At 58.7% G+C, this 16,783-nt stretch carries 18 protein-coding genes; 4 read left to right on the top strand and 14 right to left on the bottom strand.

Annotation, left to right across the window (positions count from 1 at the left end; translation table 11 throughout):
• Window positions 1-18: 18 nt before the first annotated feature.
• Both AC097W_RS04470 and AC097W_RS04465 read left to right on the top strand, forming a co-directional pair.
• Window positions 19-735: a glutathione S-transferase family protein gene (locus AC097W_RS04470; RefSeq protein ID WP_479601098.1), complete on the top strand. Its 717-nt coding sequence runs from the start codon at window positions 19-21 to the stop codon at window positions 733-735.
• Window positions 732-1,355, top strand: a complete 624-nt coding sequence (locus AC097W_RS04465; protein ID WP_479601097.1) for a glutathione S-transferase family protein — start codon at window positions 732-734, stop codon at window positions 1,353-1,355. Before AC097W_RS04470 ends, AC097W_RS04465 begins: the two co-directional genes overlap by 4 nt.
• Here the strand turns inward: AC097W_RS04465 and AC097W_RS04460 are convergent.
• From AC097W_RS04460 to AC097W_RS04430, 7 genes are read right to left on the bottom strand one after another with little or no spacing between them, the layout of a single operon-like run.
• On the bottom strand, window positions 1,349-2,311 hold the full coding sequence (locus AC097W_RS04460) for a Gfo/Idh/MocA family oxidoreductase (protein ID WP_479601096.1): 963 nt from the start codon (window positions 2,309-2,311) through the stop codon (window positions 1,349-1,351). The genes AC097W_RS04465 and AC097W_RS04460 overlap by 7 nt on opposite strands.
• On the bottom strand, window positions 2,312-3,169 hold the full coding sequence (locus tag AC097W_RS04455) for a class III extradiol dioxygenase subunit beta (protein ID WP_479601095.1): 858 nt from the start codon (window positions 3,167-3,169) through the stop codon (window positions 2,312-2,314).
• A 2-nt stretch (window positions 3,170-3,171) separates the two neighbouring features.
• Entirely contained in the window at window positions 3,172-3,615 is a 444-nt protein-coding gene (ligA, locus tag AC097W_RS04450) for a protocatechuate 4,5-dioxygenase subunit alpha (protein ID WP_479601094.1), read from the bottom strand.
• A 9-nt stretch (window positions 3,616-3,624) separates the two neighbouring features.
• Window positions 3,625-4,545, bottom strand: a complete 921-nt coding sequence (locus AC097W_RS04445) for an amidohydrolase family protein (protein ID WP_479601093.1) — start codon at window positions 4,543-4,545, stop codon at window positions 3,625-3,627.
• Between the two features lie 19 nt (window positions 4,546-4,564).
• The gene (gene ligK / locus AC097W_RS04440; protein ID WP_479601301.1) at window positions 4,565-5,248 is read right to left on the bottom strand and encodes a 4-carboxy-4-hydroxy-2-oxoadipate aldolase/oxaloacetate decarboxylase; all 684 of its coding nucleotides are present in this window, start codon (window positions 5,246-5,248) and stop codon (window positions 4,565-4,567) included.
• Between the two features lie 8 nt (window positions 5,249-5,256).
• Window positions 5,257-6,297 (bottom strand): amidohydrolase family protein, encoded by a 1,041-nt coding sequence (locus AC097W_RS04435; protein ID WP_479601092.1) that lies wholly within the window; start codon window positions 6,295-6,297, stop codon window positions 5,257-5,259.
• Between the two features lie 37 nt (window positions 6,298-6,334).
• The gene (locus AC097W_RS04430) at window positions 6,335-7,039 is read right to left on the bottom strand and encodes a substrate-binding domain-containing protein (protein ID WP_479601091.1); all 705 of its coding nucleotides are present in this window, start codon (window positions 7,037-7,039) and stop codon (window positions 6,335-6,337) included.
• Between the two features lie 101 nt (window positions 7,040-7,140).
• On the opposite strand from AC097W_RS04430, the gene AC097W_RS04425 reads away from it, so the two are divergent.
• Window positions 7,141-8,061 carry a LysR family transcriptional regulator gene (locus tag AC097W_RS04425; RefSeq protein ID WP_479601090.1) on the top strand — a complete coding sequence of 307 codons (921 nt, stop codon included), beginning with the start codon at window positions 7,141-7,143 and terminating at the stop codon, window positions 8,059-8,061.
• Window positions 8,062-8,128: 67 nt separating this feature from the next.
• Complete coding sequence (locus AC097W_RS04420) at window positions 8,129-8,968, top strand: shikimate dehydrogenase (protein ID WP_479601089.1); 840 nt, start codon at window positions 8,129-8,131, stop codon at window positions 8,966-8,968.
• A 98-nt stretch (window positions 8,969-9,066) separates the two neighbouring features.
• Here AC097W_RS04420 and AC097W_RS04415 read toward each other — a convergent pair whose 3' ends face one another.
• From AC097W_RS04415 to AC097W_RS04385, 7 genes are all read right to left on the bottom strand, one after another.
• A complete protein-coding gene (locus AC097W_RS04415; RefSeq protein ID WP_479601088.1) occupies window positions 9,067-11,457 on the bottom strand; it encodes a PAS domain S-box protein in 2,391 nt (796 codons plus the stop codon).
• Window positions 11,442-12,353: an NAD(P)-dependent oxidoreductase gene (locus AC097W_RS04410; protein ID WP_479601087.1), complete on the bottom strand. Its 912-nt coding sequence runs from the start codon at window positions 12,351-12,353 to the stop codon at window positions 11,442-11,444. Before AC097W_RS04410 ends, AC097W_RS04415 begins: the two co-directional genes overlap by 16 nt.
• A gap of 37 nt (window positions 12,354-12,390) precedes the next feature.
• Window positions 12,391-13,362, bottom strand: a complete 972-nt coding sequence (locus tag AC097W_RS04405; RefSeq protein WP_479601086.1) for a tripartite tricarboxylate transporter substrate binding protein — start codon at window positions 13,360-13,362, stop codon at window positions 12,391-12,393.
• Window positions 13,363-13,437: 75 nt separating this feature from the next.
• A complete protein-coding gene (locus tag AC097W_RS04400) occupies window positions 13,438-14,163 on the bottom strand; it encodes an ABC transporter ATP-binding protein (protein ID WP_479601085.1) in 726 nt (241 codons plus the stop codon).
• The gene (locus AC097W_RS04395; RefSeq protein WP_479601084.1) at window positions 14,156-14,944 is read right to left on the bottom strand and encodes an ABC transporter ATP-binding protein; all 789 of its coding nucleotides are present in this window, start codon (window positions 14,942-14,944) and stop codon (window positions 14,156-14,158) included. Before AC097W_RS04395 ends, AC097W_RS04400 begins: the two co-directional genes overlap by 8 nt.
• Entirely contained in the window at window positions 14,941-15,888 is a 948-nt protein-coding gene (locus AC097W_RS04390; protein WP_479601083.1) for a branched-chain amino acid ABC transporter permease, read from the bottom strand. The genes AC097W_RS04395 and AC097W_RS04390 overlap by 4 nt, the downstream gene beginning before the upstream one ends.
• Complete coding sequence (locus AC097W_RS04385; RefSeq protein WP_479601082.1) at window positions 15,885-16,760, bottom strand: branched-chain amino acid ABC transporter permease; 876 nt, start codon at window positions 16,758-16,760, stop codon at window positions 15,885-15,887. Before AC097W_RS04385 ends, AC097W_RS04390 begins: the two co-directional genes overlap by 4 nt.
• Window positions 16,761-16,783: the final 23 nt, after the last annotated feature.

Below are 16,783 nucleotides of genomic sequence, written 5' to 3'. Positions count from 1 at the left end.
TTCCATTGAGACAGAATCATGATTGACCTCTACACCGCTGCAACGCCCAACGGCCACAAAATATCCATTGCGCTGGAAGAGCTGGCGCTGCCGTACACCCTGCACACGCTCAACTTGTCCGGAAACGATCAGAAGCAACCCTGGTTTTTGAAAATCAACCCCAACGGACGCATACCCGCCATCGTGGACCGTGCTGAGGATGATTTTCCGGTGTTCGAGTCGGGTGCCATCCTTGTCTACCTGGCCGAAAAAACCGGGAAGCTGATGCCCAGTGACACCAAAGGCCGCTCACGCGTGATGCAGTGGCTGATGTTCCAGATGGGCGGCATCGGCCCGATGATGGGACAAGCCAATGTTTTCTTTCGCTACTTTCCCGAGAAAATTCCAGCGGCCATTGATCGCTACCAGGGCGAGAGCACGCGGCTGTTCCGGGTGCTGGATGGCCACTTGAAAGACCACGAATACCTGGCTGGCGATTACTCCATTGCCGACATTGCCAACTGGGCCTGGGTGCGCACCCACCGCTGGTCGGGTGTGTCCATGGACGACATGCCCCACCTCAAGCGCTGGACGGACAGCATTCGAGCCAGACCCGCCGTCCTCAAAGGGATCGAGATGCCGCCCTCCTCCCTGAACATGCGCATTGATGACGAAGACAAAGCCCGCCAGTTCGCAGAGGAAGCCCGCAAGATGATGGAAACCGGCCAGTCCCGCACCCCCGGAGCGCAGCCATGAAGCTTTACGTCTCCCCCCGCGCGCCCAGTCCGCGCCGCGTAACCATGTTTTTGGCCGAGAAGGGAATCAGTCACATTGAGCAAGTCACCGTCAGCATTGCGGGCAACGAACACCAAACCGAGGCCTACCGCGCCAAGAGCCCTCTGGCCAAAGTACCGGCGCTGGAACTGGACGACGGGCGCGTGCTGACCGAGACCCGCGCCATCTGCACCTACCTGGAGGGCCTGTTCCCCGAGCCCAATTTGATGGGGGAAAACTTTGAAGAGCGCGCCTTCATTGAAATGACGGACCGGCGGATTGAGCTGTACCTGATGAGCAGCATTGCCAACTGCATACGCCATACCCACCCCGGCCTGGCTGCGCTGGAGCAGCCGCAGTTCCCCGATTTTGGAAAATCACAGGGTGAAAAAATGCGCCTGATAGCGCGCTGGCTGGACAGTGAATTGGCCCACCAGCCCTATGTGGCCGGCAAGCGCTTCACCATTGCGGATATCACCACCTTCATTGCCCTGGAGTTTGCGCGCGGACTGATGAAATTCAACCCCGGCGAGGAAGGCATGCTGCATCTGCAGGCCTACCGGGACCGGTGGATGGACCGACCCAGCTCCAAGGTTCAATAATCCGCGTTCAGCTGCTGCTCAAGCTGGTGCAGCACCCGGTAGCACGGCAATACGTGGGCCACACTGCTGTTGGGCTCGCGGGCTTCACGAATGGCGGCAAAGAACTCGCGGTCTTGCAACTCGATGCCGTTCATGCTGACATCCACTTGGCTCACGTCAATCTTTTCTTCCTTGCCATTGAACAAGTCGTCATAGCGGGCGATGTAGGTCGCCGTGTCGCCGATGTAGCGGAAAAATGTACCCAGCGGACCCTCGTTATTGAAGCTCAGCGACAAGGTGCAAATCGCCCCGTTGGCAGCTTTGAGCTGGATGCTCATGTCCATGGCAATCCCCAGCACCGGGCGGATGGGACCTTGCATGGCGTTCGCTTGAACAATCGGACTTCCGCACTGGTAGGCAAACAGATCCACCGTGTGCGCCGCGTGGTGCCACAGCAAGTGGTCGGTCCATGAGCGCGCCTGACCCAGCGCATTGGTATTGGTGCGACGGAAGAAGTAGGTTTGTACATCCATCTGCTGGATGTTGAAACGCCTGGCCGCCACCTCCTTGTGCACATACTGGTGGCTGGGGTTGAAGCGACGGGTGTGCCCGCACATCGCCACCAGCCCCGAGGCCTTTTGCGCGGCAACGACTTCTTCCGCGCCCTGCAGGCTGTCGGCCAGTGGAATCTCGACTTGCACATGTTTACCGGCTTTCAGGCAGGCAATGGACTGCTCAGCATGCATCTGTGTTGGGGTACACAGAATGACGGCATCGACCTCTTTGAGCGCCAGACTATCGGCCAGATCGGTTGTCACATGGCCGATGCCGTACTTGGCAGCCACTTCCCGCGTCTTGTCCAGATCGCGGCTGATGAGCGACACGACTTCCACGCCGTCAATGTTCTTGATGCCATCCAGGTGTTTGATGCCAAAGGCACCTGCGCCCGCGAGGGCGACTTTGATGGTTTTGCTCACTTAGTTGTTCTCCAGGATCAGATGGCCCACCGCCGTATTGGACGCAGGTACATGGTAAAAACGGTGCTTGACCCGCACAGAACCTGCGCCGTCAGCTACATCTTTCATAGCACCGCGCGCGATCAGCCACATCACCAGCTCGATACCTTCGCTGCCCGCCTCGCGCACATAGTCGATGTGGGGAATGGCCGCCGCTGCTGCAGGGTCCGCAATCAATTTGTCCAGAAAGGCGTTGTCAAACTCCTTGTTGATCAAACCGGCGCGTGGGCCCTGGAGCTGGTGGCTCATGCCGCCCGTGCCCCAGATGTGCACGTTCAGGTCGTCGTCGTAGCTCTCCACGGCCTTGGCAATGGCCCGACCGAGATTGAAGCAACGCTGGCCGCTAGGCACCGGGTACTGCACCACATTCACAGCAAATGGAATCACGGGGCACGGCCACGCGTCGGGCTGGCCGCACATCAGGGAGAGCGGCACAGTCAGGCCATGGTCCACATCCATCTTGTTGACAATGGTCAGGTCAAAGTCCTGCTGGATAACCGACTGCGCAATGTGCGAAGCCAGCTCCGGATGGCCGATGACCATTGGCACAGGACGTGCACCATAGCCTTCGTCAGCCGGGTTGAACGAGGCTGCGGTGCCAATCGCAAAAGTCGGAATCATGTCCAGACTGAAGGCCGTAGCATGGTCGTTGTAGACCAGAAAGATCACGTCAGGCTTGTTGTCCTTCATCCACTGCTTGGAATACTCGTAACCCTTGAAAACCGGTTGCCAGTAAGGCTCGTTGCTCTTGCCTTGGTCGAGTGCTGCCCCAATGGCCGGTACGTGGGAGGTGTAAACACTTGCGGTAATTTTGGCCATGATCAGTCGTTCGCCTTCTGTTGTGATTTCCCTTGTGGCTGGCGGTGTGCCTGGGCATCACCGTCTTCTCCGACCACGCGATTGCCCTCAACCGAGCGGCCCCCGGCAATCATCATGTTGCGGTATTCGACTTCGGTCATGCCGGTCATGCTGCCCGCCATTTGCTGGAAGCTCAGGCCGTCGGTTGCACCAATCTTGGCCAGAAAGTAAATATTGCCACCCGCCGCCATGCAACGGTTCAGGTCACGGGCCAGCACGGCGAGTTTCTGCTCCTCCGTCATGGGCCACTCATCCAGATAGGCCCGCTCGTTGGCCTTGAAGCGCTCGCGGTTGGCGGCCTTCATCAGCGACATGCAAAACTGGTTCAGGTGGTAGCCCTTGCGGGACTGTTCGGCATCAAAAATGGTGGTGCCGGGTACATCAAGGTACGGTTTGTCGAGTGCCATGGGGTTTCCTTAGTCAGCCGCTTCGTCTGGCCAGTAGAGTCGCATCGGGTTATCGAGCAGCAGCTTGCGCTGCAGCTCGGGTGTGGTGGCAATATGGGGAATGAAATCAACCAGCAAACCGTCGTCGGGCATGTGGTCCTTGAGGTTCGGGTGCGGCCAGTCAGTGCCCCACAGCACGCGATCCGGAAAAGTCTCCACAATGCGACGGGCAAATGGAATCACATCGGCATAGGCATTCTGCTCACCGTTCAGCGCTTTCGGACCGGTCACGCTAAGGCGTTCAGGGCAGCTCACCTTGCTCCACACATTCCGGTGCTCACGCATGAACTTCACGAACAACTCGAACTCAGGCCCATCGACCGGTTTGTTCAGATCGGGGCGACCCATGTGGTCCACGACCACAGTGGTGGGTAGCACGGTAAAAAAGTCCCACAGCTCGGGCAAATCCACCGCTTCAAAGTAAATCACCACATGCCAGCCCAAAGGCTTGATGCGGTTAGCGATTTCAATCAATTCGTCTTTTGGCGTGAAATCGACAAGACGCTTGACGAAGTTAAAGCGCACGCCGCGCACACCGGCTGCGTGCATGGCCTGCAGTTCTTCATCCGTAACACCGCGTTTGACGGTAGCCACCCCGCGGGCCTTTCCATGGGAATGCACCAGTGCATCGACCATGGCGCGGTTGTCGGCCCCGTGGCAGGTAGCTTGCACCACCACGTTGCGCGCAAAGCCCAGGTGGTCGCGCAATGCGTAAAGCTGCTGCTTGGACGCATCGCAGGGGGTGTATTTGCGCTCGGGCGCAAAGGGAAACTCGGCTCCGGGGCCAAACACGTGGCAATGTGCATCGACCGCGCCCGCGGGTACCTGGAAGCGGGGTTTGCTCGGGCCGGTATACCAGTCGAGCCAGCCGGGGGTTTTGGTAAATTCCATGACGGGTTCTTTTCTGTGCTCAGTCGATGTACCGCAGGCCCGCTTTTTCCAGCGGCTCACGCATCTTGTACATGTCCAGACCCAGCACGCCTGCCGCAAACTTCGCGCGCTTTTCACCTTCAAAACTCTCCCGCTTTTCGGCGGCATCGGCCACCTGCTGGGCGATGGCGGCTGGCACAACAACAATCCCATCGGTATCGGCAATCACCACATCACCGGGGTTGACCTGCGCACCGGCACACACCACCGTGATGTTGACGGAACCCAGCGTGGCTTTGATCGTTCCCTTGGCGTAGATGACACGGCTGAACACCGGAAAGCACATGCGCTCCAGCTCATCCACATCGCGCACGCCGCCATCGATGATGAGACCCATGGCGCCGCGTGCCTGGAAACTGGTGGCCAGCAAGTCACCAAAGAAACCATCAAAATTATCGGTCGTGCAAGCGGCCACGACGACGTCACCTGGCTGAATCTGCTCGGCCGCCACATGCATCATCCAGTTGTCGCCGGGTTGCAGTAAAACCGTGACGGCCGTTCCACACATTTTTGCGCCCTTGTAGATGGGGCGCATATACGGCTTCATCAGCCCGACGCGGCACATGGCCTCGTGGATGGTGGCCACACCAAAATGGGACAGTTTTTCGACCGCCGCCTTGTTGGCACGGGTGATGTTGCGTTTGACGACGCCGAGGTTATTCATGTCCATGGTCATTTGCCTTTCTTTTGCAGCGCTGCATTCAGCCGAGGAAACACGCGGCGTACATTGCCTTCATAAATCTGGAAACGGTCTTCTTCGCTGAGGATCTTCGACGCCTGGATGTAGCGTTTGGTGTCGTCGTAATAGTTGCCGGTCTGCGGGTCAATGCCGCGCACCGCGCCAATCATTTCTGAGGCAAACAACACGTTTTTCACAGGAATCACCGTGTTCAGCAGGTCAATGCCCGGCTGGTGGTACACACAGGTGTCAAAGAAAATGTTGTTGAGCAAATGTTCTTCCAGCAAGGGCTTTTTGAGCTCTTGCGCCAACCCGCGAAAGCGGCCCCAGTGGTAGGGCACCGCACCGCCGCCATGGGGAATCAGAAAACGCAGCGTCGGGAATTCCTTGAACAGATCACTGGTCAGGCATTGCATGAACGCGGTAGTGTCAGCATTGAGGTAATGCGCGCCGGTTGTGTGAAAGCAGGCATTGCAACTGGTTGACACGTGAATCATGGCGGGGATGTCGTACTCCACCATCTTCTCGTAAATGGGGTACCAGTGCTTGTCGCTCAACGGTGGGCTGGTCCAGTGCCCGCCCGATGGATCGGGGTTCAGGTTGATACCCACGTTGCCATATTCCTTGATGCATTTCTCCAACTCAGGAATGCAGCTTGCCGGGTCGACGCCAGGGGACTGCGGCAGCATGGCGACCGGCACAAAGTTGTCGGGAAAGAGCTGACTGACACGGTAGCAAAGTTCATTGCAAATTGCCGCCCAGGTGCTCGACACGTTGAAGTCGCCTATGTGGTGCGCCATGAAACTGGCGCGGGGCGAGAACAGCGTGATGTCGCTACCGCGCTCTTTCATCAGGCGCAACTGGTTGGTTTCGATCGTTTCAATCAACTCGTCGTCGCTAATTTCCAGGTCCGCCACTTTGGGCATGCTGGCCGGGTCTTTGATGCCGGCAATCTGCTGATTGCGCCAGGTCTCCAGCGCCTTGGGTGCCGTGGTGTAGTGGCCATGGCAATCGATGATGAGTGGTTTTTTCATAGCGTGACTCGCGTTGCTTTACCAATAGGTTGATTGTTCAAACCGGCTCCATGCCGTGTCTGCGTATTGCGTCTGTGGCCTCGGATGAAGCCATGAAGGCCAGCAACCCGCGCACCGCTTCCGGCTCGGAGCAGCCGCGGCACAGGCCTGCCGAAAAGGTTGTCACGATCTGGACGGAGGGCGGCAATGGCCCCAGCACCACAATGCCTTCGAGGTGCATCAACTCGCTGCTTTGCTGGAAACCCAATGCCACCCGGCCATCTGCCACCAGGGTGCCAACAGGCACGCCGGGCGGGGCCTGTACGATACGGGCCTCAATGTCCTGCGCAATGCCCCACCGCTCAAAAAGCTTGGCAAGCGCCACGCCGCTAGGGCCGGTCGAGAATCCGATACTGGAGGCACTGCGTACGGCATCCCGCAATGCGTCTTCCGTCGAGATATCTGGCTGCGCAGCCCCCAGGCGCACCGCCACCGCCACACCCGAGCGCATCAAATCCACCTTGCTGTCGGCGAGCACGTGGCCGCTGGCAATCAGTTTGTCAATTGCTTCCGACGCCAGAAAGACCACATCAAAGGCTTCGCCAGCCTGCACACGCTTTGCGGCGTCGACGCCGCCGACTGATTCAATGGCTGCGCTGCGCCCCGTTCGCTTCGCGTAGGCGGCGACCAGATCATTCAGCACCGCGCGGGTGGCCATAGAGGAAATGCCGCGCATGACAGGGCGGGAAATGGCAATTTTCATAAGTAAATTTTAGAGACTTACCCTTGACTACGGTGCATTTCTCGTCACTAGCTGTTATAAACAATCGGTATAGCTTATACGTTGATATTCCAGATAAGACCATGGACCTCAAACAAATTGAATCATTTGTACGCGTAGCCGAACTGGGCAGTTTCACGCGGGCCGCTGCGGCCCTGAGCATGCCGCAGCCTCTGCTGAGCCGGCATGTTCGCCAGCTGGAAGTGGAATTCCACCAGACCTTTTTACTCCGCAATGGCCGCGGCGTGACCCTGACCGAATCGGGCCTGGTGCTGCTGGAACATGGCCGGGGCATTCTTCACCAGGTTGCACTGGCGCGCGAAGAACTGGGGTCCGTGCGCGGTTCTCTGGCGGGCCGCGTCTCGATTGGTCTGCCCCCCTCCCTGAGCAAGCTGATCACAGTACCGCTGACGCTGGAGTTTCGCAAACGGTTGCCCAATGCGCACCTGACTTTGACGGAAGGATTTTCCGTGGTCATGAATGAGGGTTTGCGCTCTGGCCGGCTGGACATGGCGGTGCTGTACAACACCGCACACTCCCCCGACATTGAAACCCAGCCGCTGCACCGCGAAGAGCTCGTTCTGATTTCATCGCAAGAGAGCGTGAAGCGCAACCCGGTGCCCGGCCTGAGCGCGCGCATGCCCCTGTCTGCACTGGCCGACCTGCCCCTGATTGTGCCCAGCCGTCCCAATGCCTTTCGCGTGTTGATCGAGACGGAACTGATACGCGTCAACTGCCGCCCGAAAATCGAACTGGAAGTGGACGGCCTCAACGCCATTCTCGATCTGGTGGGAGAAGGCCTGGGTTTTGCTGTGCTGCCGCCATACACCCTGAGCAACTTCCAGAAACCGCATGTCTTTTTGACACACAAACTGCATAGCCCGCAGCTGATTTGCGAGCTGATGCTGGTCACCTCCGCACGACGGCCCAGTACCGAAACACACAAAGAGGTCCAAAATTTGGTGGCCGATGTGGTCAAAAAGGCTGTTCAGGCATACGCCTAGACCCTTGCTGGCTTGTTGCCATTTCCGTTCCCCCAACTGCAAACCGCAAGTAGATTGAAGATTCAACATGAGTAACACCAAATTCTGTCTGGCAGGCGTCATGGGATGGCCTGTTGCCCATTCGCGTTCACCCCTACTGCACAACTACTGGATTCAGAAATACGGCCTCACGGGCGCGTACGTCCTGCTGCCAGTGCTGCCCGAAAATCTGGAGGTGGCCATTGCCGGCCTGCCTGCTCTCGGATTTGCCGGTTGCAACATCACCATTCCCCACAAAGTGTCGGCCATGGCCCTGGTGCATGAGGTGGACAGCATGGCGCAGCGCATGGGCGCCATCAACACCATCGTGGTGCAACCTGACGGGTCACTCAAAGGCTTTAACAACGACGGTTTCGGCTATATCCAGAGCCTGCTGGATGCCAAGCCCGACTGGCGGGCGGATTCCGGCCCGATCACGGTGCTCGGTGCCGGCGGTGCAGCCCGTGCCGTGGTTTTAAGCCTGGCCGAGCGCGGTGCCAAGGAGATACGACTGCTAAATCGATCCGAGGACAAGGCACAAGAGCTGGCAAGCCTTTTTGGCGGCCCTGTAAAAGCCATGCCATGGTCTTCGCGCCACGATGCCTTGGCCGATATTTCTTTGCTTGTCAACACCACCAGCCAGGGAATGCACGGCAACCCGCCCCTGGAGTTGAATTTAACGCAGATGCCTCTGCACGCACTGGTTTCCGATGTCATCTATGTACCCCTGGAAACGCCATTGCTGGCCGCAGCCCGCGAACGCGGCAACCCCACCGTCAATGGGCTGGGAATGCTGCTGAACCAAGCCCGGCCCGCATTTCATGCATGGTTCGGCGTGATGCCGGAGATAACCCCCGAGTTGCGTCGTGCCATTGAAGCCACCCTCTGAACATCTTCAGGATGGGTACTGGCCTGATCCTGCTTGAAACAATCGATTGCCACTGCCACGCTCTCGACCCGTTGGGTTTGCCCCTGTGCAGCCGTCGATCAGGCCTTTACCTCAGCACGAGCGACCGCATTTTCGGCCGCATAAATCAGCGCCACGTCAACGGAATCCATAAACTCCTGAACTTGGATCGGCTTGGTCAAATAGCGAAAAAATCCGGCGTCCAGGCCCCGAGCGATGTCACGCGCAGTCGCGCTGGCCGATAGCGCCATTACCGGAATATGGGCAGTTGCAGGCGCATCACGCAGCACCCGGAGCGCGTCAAACCCATCCATTCCGGATAAATTAATGTCCATCAAGATAATGTCAGGGCGGTAGGCTCTGGCCATCTTGATACCCAGTTCGGCGTCAATGGCGGTCAACAGTTTCAAATCACGTCGCCGCCCAATCAACTCCTCAATCAGAAGCAAATTTGCCGGATTGTCCTCCACGCACAGCAGCGTGCGCGGGGGTGGAGGCGCACGTGTCACATCTTGAGCCGGCAAGTTCTGTTCGATCGGGTCACTTTCGATGCCTGTCGGCTCAGGCGCTTTCATGACCAAGAATTCAACCCAAAAAACACTGCCGACACCCACACTGCTTTCGGCGCCGATTGCGCCGCCCATCAGTTCGACCATTTTCTTGGTGACAACCAGACCGATACCTGTGCCTTGCTCGGTACCGCCCTCTCGCCCCAATCGGTTAAAGGGCTGAAACAGTTGATCTACCTGCTCCTGCGTCAGTCCAGCGCCCGTATTGCTGACGGACAGGCGCAGCCTGTCATTTCCTGTCGCCACACACTGGACGACAACCGAGCCGCCCGCCTGGTTGTATTTGATCGCATTGGATAACAGATTGAGCAGCACTTGCTTGAGCCGCGTCCGGTCGGCAAGAACATGATGGTTCTGCCCGAACCAGGGGAATGTCATCTTCAGTCCGCGTTGCTGCGCCTGGGGCTCGATCATGGAAAGACAATCTTGCAACACTTCGCTCAGCGACACCGATTCCTGCGACATGGTGACGGTGCCCGACTCAATCCTCGACAAATCGAGAATTTCATTAATCATGTCCAGCAGATACCAACCCGCCTGCAAAATCTGGTGGATTGAGCGCATCTGAGATGCTGAGGGCGGTGGCGTGCCTGATTCAATCAACTGGGCAAATCCCAACACGGCATTCAAGGGTGAGCGCAATTCATGGCTCATTCTGGACAGAAACTCGGACTTCGCCAGATTCGCCTTCTCGGCGACGGCCTTGGCACGGTACAGTTCCTCGTTATTGCTACTGAGCACATGCTCAAACTGCCTGCGATCGGTGATATCGACTGCTGTGACGATAACGCCGGTGGGCTTCTCACTGGGCCCAAGCGGCACCGAGTTAACCGAAATCCATGTCAACTCCCCGGAGGGTTTATGAATTCCCATGACTGTGCCGTGCTGTGCAATTCCCTGGCTTAGCGACACGGTAGCGGGATGATCTTCTTGCGCAAAATCGGAGCCATCATCATGAATAATGTTCCATTGGGCATCAGTCGCGCTGAGTCCCGTCAACTGTGCCGCCGTCAACCCCAGGATGCGCTCCATGCTGGAGTTGCAGAAATCGATCTTGCCATCCTGATTGTGCAGAACGACCCCTTCCTGCAGGGATTCAATGGCTTTTTCAAACCGGCTCACGCTCTCACGCAATGCATTGTCTGAGCGTCGTCTATCAGAAACATTTCGGGCGACCTTTGAGGCGCCGATGATCTTGCCATTCTCGTCGTGGATTGGCGAAATGGTTACGGAAACGTCGATTGCCGCTCCGTCTTTGTGCAACCTCACCGATTCAAACTGCACCAATCTTTCTCCGTCGCGAATCCTTCCAAGAATTGTTTCCTCTTCATCCAGTCGCGCAGGGGGAAACAACATGCCAATGTGGCATCCGACGATTTCATCTGCGCGATACCCAAACATCGCCTGTGCTCCGGGGTTCCAGCTGGTGACGATGCCGTCGAGTGATTTACTCATGATGGCATCGTCCGATGAAGTGACGATGGACTTGAATTGAATGTTCTCGAGTTCCCTTAGTTTGGTCTCGGTGATATCTCTGAAAACCAGACTGAAGTTGTTGCCGCCCATGGAGTTTGCACAGACGCGGAACCATTGCGCATGCGCCGCGCTGTATTCATCACAACACACCACTTTTTGAGTACGGACAACCTCGCCGTAGCGAAGCAGCCACTCCGGCTCAACGGGTGCGAGAACTGCAGAAACTCGCCGGCCAACCGCCTGCTCCCGAGTGATGCCGGTGTGTCGCTCATAAGCCGAGTTCACATCGAGAATGAGGACATCGACCGCATGCCCTTCGTCATCCATGATGAGTTCACACAACTGCACCCCGTCAGTCATCCCGTCGAAAAATGCACGGAGGCGCTGTTCTGCAACGTCACCATGCACGTTCAAGTCTTTAACCAAGGGAGATCCTTTGATGCGGCAAGCAGCCGGTCGGCATACGCCTGCCAGGATACATTCTTTTCCAGGCCGGCGAACACTCCGCCCCGGGCCTGATCGGCCACCCATTGCTGCTTGTCGGCAATGGCGCGGGCCATGAAGGGCTCGAACCCGGCTTCCTGCACCGTGTTGGCCGCTTCACGCATTTCCTCGGCGCGACGCTGGCCGTGTTGCACCACGCGGCTGAAAAAATAGGCGCCGGTCTGCTCCCAGTCGATGCTGGGAAAAGTCTCGGCCAGGGTGGGCAGCACGTAGGCTTCCACCCCATAGGCGCGGGCGGTGGTATAGCTCTCTATCACCAATGCCTCCAGGCCTTTGATCATCACGCTGCGGCACATCTTGATGGCGCTGGCAACGCCCAGCTTCTCCGACACGGCTTTGGCATCCATGCCCCAAGCTATCAGCACACCCGCCAATTCAGCCGCGCGCGCGCCACCCAGCAGCATGGGCACCCGAATGCCATAGGGCGGCACAGAGGTCATCACGCCCGCTTCCACATAATGCGCACCGGCAGCATCAATCAGTGCTGCAGCCTGCTGCTTGGTTCCGGGAGATGCCGAGTTGAGATCCAGAAAGACTGCGCCGGGCCGGATGTGCATGGCTGCCGCTTGCGCCACGGCCAGCGTGTTGGACGCGGTCACCGCGGAAATGACAAGATCGGCACCACTGCAGAGTTGCGCAATGGAACTGCAGGCCGAAACGCCCGATTGCGCCGCGTGGGCCAGCGGCTCCTGCGCCAAGGTGAGGGACTCAAACTTCAGGTCCCAGGCACTGGTGGCGCTCGCCTTGGGCTTGAGCCCCGCGCTGAAAATTCTGCCAACCTCGCCGTAACCGATCATGCCGATGTGGTCAAACTTCACAGGTCGCCCTCCCCTTCATCGCAGATGGACTGCGCAATTATTGCTGCGGAACTTTGGCGCGCACGATGACGTCGCCCCAGCGCTTGATCTCACTCGCCAGCAACTCGGAAGCCTGCTCAGGCGAGCTCGATTGGGCTTCCACATTCTGGTCGTGTAGCCGCTTTTTGACGTCGGGGGCATTGAGCGCGGCCACCACGTCCTTGTTCAAACGGGCGATCACACCTTGGGACGTTTTGGCCGGTGCAGCCAGCGCATTCCAACTGGACACCACGAAGGTAGATAAGCCACTTTCTTTGGCTGTCGGCACATCCGGCAAAACAGCGACGCGTTTGGCACCGGTGACCGCCAGCGCGCGCACGGCTCTGGCATTGATTTGCGGCAGCATGGGAGCCAGTATCTCAATGGCGGCTTCAACCTGCCCACCCCGAAGAGCAGTCACTACCGCGGGGGAACCGTTGTAGGGCACGATTTGAAGGTCGATACCGGCTGCAGTTTTGAACAACTCGGCTGCCAGATTCTGTGTGCTGCCAATGTTGATGGTGCCCAGATTCAGCTTGCCGGGGTTGGCTTTGGCAAAGGCCAGCAGGTCGCCCAGGGTTTTGAATGGGGAAGCAGCCGGGACGACGATGGCCAGGTCGAAAAAGCCCAGGGTGGACACCGGCGCAAAGTCCCGCGCTGTGTCAAACGGCAAAGCCTTGAACAAGCCTGCACTGACAGCCGTGCCGTTGGACATCAGCAGCAGGGTGTGGCCATCGGGCTCGGCCTTGGCGACCGCATCACCCGCCACCACACCGCCGGCGCCGGGCTTGTTGTCGATCACCACCGGTTGTCCCCATGACTCGCTGAGCTTCTGGGCCACGGTGCGCGCCGTCAAATCGGCCACACCGCCCGCACCGAACGGCACCACGATACGAACGGGTTTGGAGGGAAATGTCTGGGCCCATGTCGACCCAGAGAGCCAGATACCAGCGCAAAGGACAAGACCCAGGTATTTCAGCAACGTTTTCATATGATTCAGGCCTCTAGCCCCCGTGGAATATGCGTGAGCAGCTATACAAATAATAGCAAACTGCTTCAACTGACTCTAGCGTGCAACACCCAGCAGTTTGTCGAGCAATGCCGGTTGCTCTTGCAGACTGGCCGCAGTGCCCGCATGCACCACAGTTCCACGGTCCAGCACGGCAGCCGTGTCCGAAATAGCCAGAATTGCCTGGGGATGCTGCTCCACGATAATGGCAGACAGCCCCTCTTCGCGCGTAATGCGGCGAATGGCGCGCAACAACTCCTGCACGATGATCGGCGCGAGGCCTTCCAGCGGTTCGTCCAGCAGCAGCAAGGTGGGGTTCAGCACGAGTGCACGGCCCACGGCCAGCATTTGCTGCTCGCCGCCCGAAAGCTGGGTACCCAGGTTGGTTTTGCGCTCCGCCAGACGGGGGAACATGTCGTACACGCGTGCGGGCGTCCACGGGCTGGTAGTTTTTCCCGCCCGCCCGGGCCGTGTCACCGCCGTGAGGTTTTCGTCCACCGTGAGCGATTTGAAGATGTTGCGCTCTTGTGGCACCCAGCCAATGCCCGCTGCCGCCCGCTCATGCGAGGGCAGCTTGTGCAGGGCCACGCCACCCAATGTGATGCTGCCGGCGTGCTGGCGTGTAGCGCCCGCCAATGTATTGATGAGCGTGGTCTTGCCCGTACCATTGCGACCCAGCAGCGCCAGTGTTTGCCCTTCAGCCAGCGACAGGGAGATACCTGTCAACACAACGGCCTCGCCATAACCGGCGCTCAAACCCTCCACTTTCAACAGCTCACGCATGGCCGGCCTCCTCGCCATGTCCCAGATAGACGGCCTTGACCTGCGGATCGTTGGCAATCTGGTCCGGGTCACCCTCGGTCAGTACTGTGCCGTTGACCAGCACCGTCATGCGGTTGGCAAAGCTGAAAACCAGATCCATGTCATGTTCAATCAAAAGTACCGATACATCGGCCGGCAGGGCCGCCACGGTTTGCAGCAATTCTTCGCGCTCACCCGCAGGTACACCGGCTACCGGTTCGTCGAGCAAGAGGACGCGCGGCTCGCAGGCCAGGGCAATGGCAATCTCCAGCAAACGGCGTTTGCCGTAGGCCATCACGTTGGTGGTCTGGTGCATCACACTGGTCAGGTGAAACTGCTCCAGCAGCTGTTCACAACGCTCGTTCACGCGGGCATTCGAGCCCAGGGCCTGCCACCATTTGCCGCCCAGCCCCTGCTGCTGCGACACGGTGAGTGCCAGCGTCTCCATCGGCGTCATGGTGTCAAACAACTGGTTGATCTGGAAGGTGCGCACCATGCCCCGGCGTACGCGCAGGTGGGGTGCCAGCTGGCTGATGTCCTCGCCCTCCAGCGTGATGCGGCCTTCAGTGGGCTCCAGCACGCCGGTTAGCAGATTGATGAGCGTCGTTTTGCCCGCCCCGTTGGGACCAATCAGTGCGTGACGGGCGCCCCGTCGCAGGTCCAGATTCACGTTATTGGTGGCAGTGATGCCACCAAAGCGTTTGATAAGGCCTTGCGCACTCAGCACAACGTCAGCGGATGGCATCGATTTTGTGAGGCTCATACTTTGCCCCCACGCGAGAACCAGGTCCACGGGCGAATCAGGCGCTCACGCCCGACCAGTACCAGTACAACCAGGAACAGACCAATCCAGAAAGTCCAGTACTGTGGCGTGATGGAAGAGATGACATTCTGCAGCAGCGTGAACGCAATCGCGCCCACCACACCGCCATACAACCAGCCCGTTCCGCCCACCACCAGCACCAGCATGACATCGGCCGAGCGGTGAAACTCGAACACGTCCAGCGACGCAAACCCGGTGGTTTGGGCCAGCAAAGCGCCCGCCGCGCCCGCCATGCCCGCTGCCACCGTGTAGATCACCGCAAGGCGTTGGGTGACCGGAATGCCGATGGCCATGGCACGCAGGCGGTTGTCGCGAATCGCCTTGAGCGTGGCGCCAAACGGCGAGTTCACCAAGCGTCGCGCCAGCACAAACAACACCAGCAATACGCCAATGGAATACCAGGCCGAGGTGCGCCCCGCCAGGTCAAACTCAAACTGGCCCAGCACGGGGCCCATGACGACGCCCTGCAAGCCGTCGGCACCGCCGGTCAGCCAGTCGAGCTTATTGGCCAACTCCATCAATATCAGGCCCACACCCAGCGTCACCATCAGGCGTGTTAAATCGCTTCCGCGGATGATGGTCATGCTGCACACCGCCCCCAGCACGGTCGATACGGCCACCGCAAATGCAAGACCCACCAGGGGGTCGGGCATGACCAGCTTGGCAAACAGCGCTGCAGCGTAGGCTCCCATGCCAAAAAAAGCAGCATGGCCCAGGGACACAATGCCGGTGAAACCCAGAATCAGATCCAGCGAGACGGCAAACAAGGCCACGATGGCGATTTCGTTGATGATGAGCGCGTGGGTAGAAAGGACCAGCGGCGATGACAGCGCCACCAGCCAAAGAGCCAACTCCCACCATTTCCAGCGATTTCGGTCCATCATGATTTTCCGCCCTTGCGTACAAACAACCCCTGCGGACGCCAGATCAAAATGGCAATCATCAAACAGTAAACAATGAAGGCCCCGAGTTTGGGGATGTAGTACTTGCCGGCCACATCGGCAATGCCCAGCAACAAAGCGGCCAGCAAGGGCCCGGTAATGCTGGACGTGCCGCCCACGGCGACCACGATCAAAAAGTAAATCATGAACTTCAGAGGAAAGGTGGGGTCCAGCCCCAGCACTTCGGCGCCCAATGCGCCGCCCAAACCGGCAAGGCCCGAACCCACCGCAAAGGTGGACAGAAACACCACATTGACATTGATACCCAAACCTGCGGCCACTCGCTGGTCATCCACCGATGCGCGCAGACGGCTACCGAAGCGGGTGCGGGTCAGAATGAACTGAAGGCCCACCGTGAGTGCCGCACACACAGCGATGATGAACAGGCGGTAGTGACCCATGCCCAGCATCCAGTCGCCCTCGCCCAGCTCGGTGCGGCCCTTGAGCCACTCAGGTAGTTGCACGATTTGCTGCGTGGAGCCAATGAAATAGTCGGCACTGGCGACAGCCATGAAGGTCAGGCCAATAGAGAAAAGCACCTGATCCAGATGGGGTTTGTGGTACAGCGGGCGGTAGAGCGTGCGCTCCAGCACCCCGCCCAACAAAGCGGAGCCTAGAAATGCCAAGGGCAGGCATACCAAAAAAGGCACACCCAGGCGCTGCATGAGCAGCACCGTGATGTAGCCGCCCACCATGGCAAAGGCGCCGTGCGCGAGGTTGATGAAATTCATCAGCCCCATCGTCACCGCCAGCCCCACGGCAAGAATAAACAACAGCATGCCGTAGGCTACGCCGTCAAAAAGGATGGTCAGCATTCAAACGTCCGTTCGATTCGGGC

The sequence above is a fragment of the Rhodoferax sp. GT1R46 genome, assembly GCF_056521285.1.
Note: the sequence above shows the minus strand (reverse complement) of the source record. Positions and strands in the feature narration are given on the sequence as shown.

What these genes read in the sequence shown, in the direction of transcription:
- AC097W_RS04445 (WP_479601093.1), bottom strand. Translation starts at nt 4,545, where the DNA reads ATGGAATTTACCAAAACCCCCGGCTGGCTCGACTGGTATACCGGCCCG.
- ligA (WP_479601094.1), bottom strand. Translation starts at nt 3,615, where the DNA reads ATGGCACTCGACAAACCGTACCTTGATGTACCCGGCACCACCATTTTT.
- AC097W_RS04425 (WP_479601090.1), top strand. Translation starts at nt 7,141, where the DNA reads ATGGACCTCAAACAAATTGAATCATTTGTACGCGTAGCCGAACTGGGC.
- AC097W_RS04405 (WP_479601086.1), bottom strand. Translation starts at nt 13,362, where the DNA reads ATGAAAACGTTGCTGAAATACCTGGGTCTTGTCCTTTGCGCTGGTATC.
- ligK (WP_479601301.1), bottom strand. Translation starts at nt 5,248, where the DNA reads ATGAATAACCTCGGCGTCGTCAAACGCAACATCACCCGTGCCAACAAG.
- AC097W_RS04395 (WP_479601084.1), bottom strand. Translation starts at nt 14,944, where the DNA reads ATGAGCCTCACAAAATCGATGCCATCCGCTGACGTTGTGCTGAGTGCG.
- AC097W_RS04465 (WP_479601097.1), top strand. Translation starts at nt 732, where the DNA reads ATGAAGCTTTACGTCTCCCCCCGCGCGCCCAGTCCGCGCCGCGTAACC.
- AC097W_RS04430 (WP_479601091.1), bottom strand. Translation starts at nt 7,039, where the DNA reads ATGAAAATTGCCATTTCCCGCCCTGTCATGCGCGGCATTTCCTCTATG.
- AC097W_RS04420 (WP_479601089.1), top strand. Translation starts at nt 8,129, where the DNA reads ATGAGTAACACCAAATTCTGTCTGGCAGGCGTCATGGGATGGCCTGTT.
- AC097W_RS04470 (WP_479601098.1), top strand. Translation starts at nt 19, where the DNA reads ATGATTGACCTCTACACCGCTGCAACGCCCAACGGCCACAAAATATCC.
- AC097W_RS04435 (WP_479601092.1), bottom strand. Translation starts at nt 6,297, where the DNA reads ATGAAAAAACCACTCATCATCGATTGCCATGGCCACTACACCACGGCA.
- AC097W_RS04390 (WP_479601083.1), bottom strand. Translation starts at nt 15,888, where the DNA reads ATGATGGACCGAAATCGCTGGAAATGGTGGGAGTTGGCTCTTTGGCTG.
- AC097W_RS04400 (WP_479601085.1), bottom strand. Translation starts at nt 14,163, where the DNA reads ATGCGTGAGCTGTTGAAAGTGGAGGGTTTGAGCGCCGGTTATGGCGAG.
- AC097W_RS04385 (WP_479601082.1), bottom strand. Translation starts at nt 16,760, where the DNA reads ATGCTGACCATCCTTTTTGACGGCGTAGCCTACGGCATGCTGTTGTTT.
- AC097W_RS04455 (WP_479601095.1), bottom strand. Translation starts at nt 3,169, where the DNA reads ATGGCCAAAATTACCGCAAGTGTTTACACCTCCCACGTACCGGCCATT.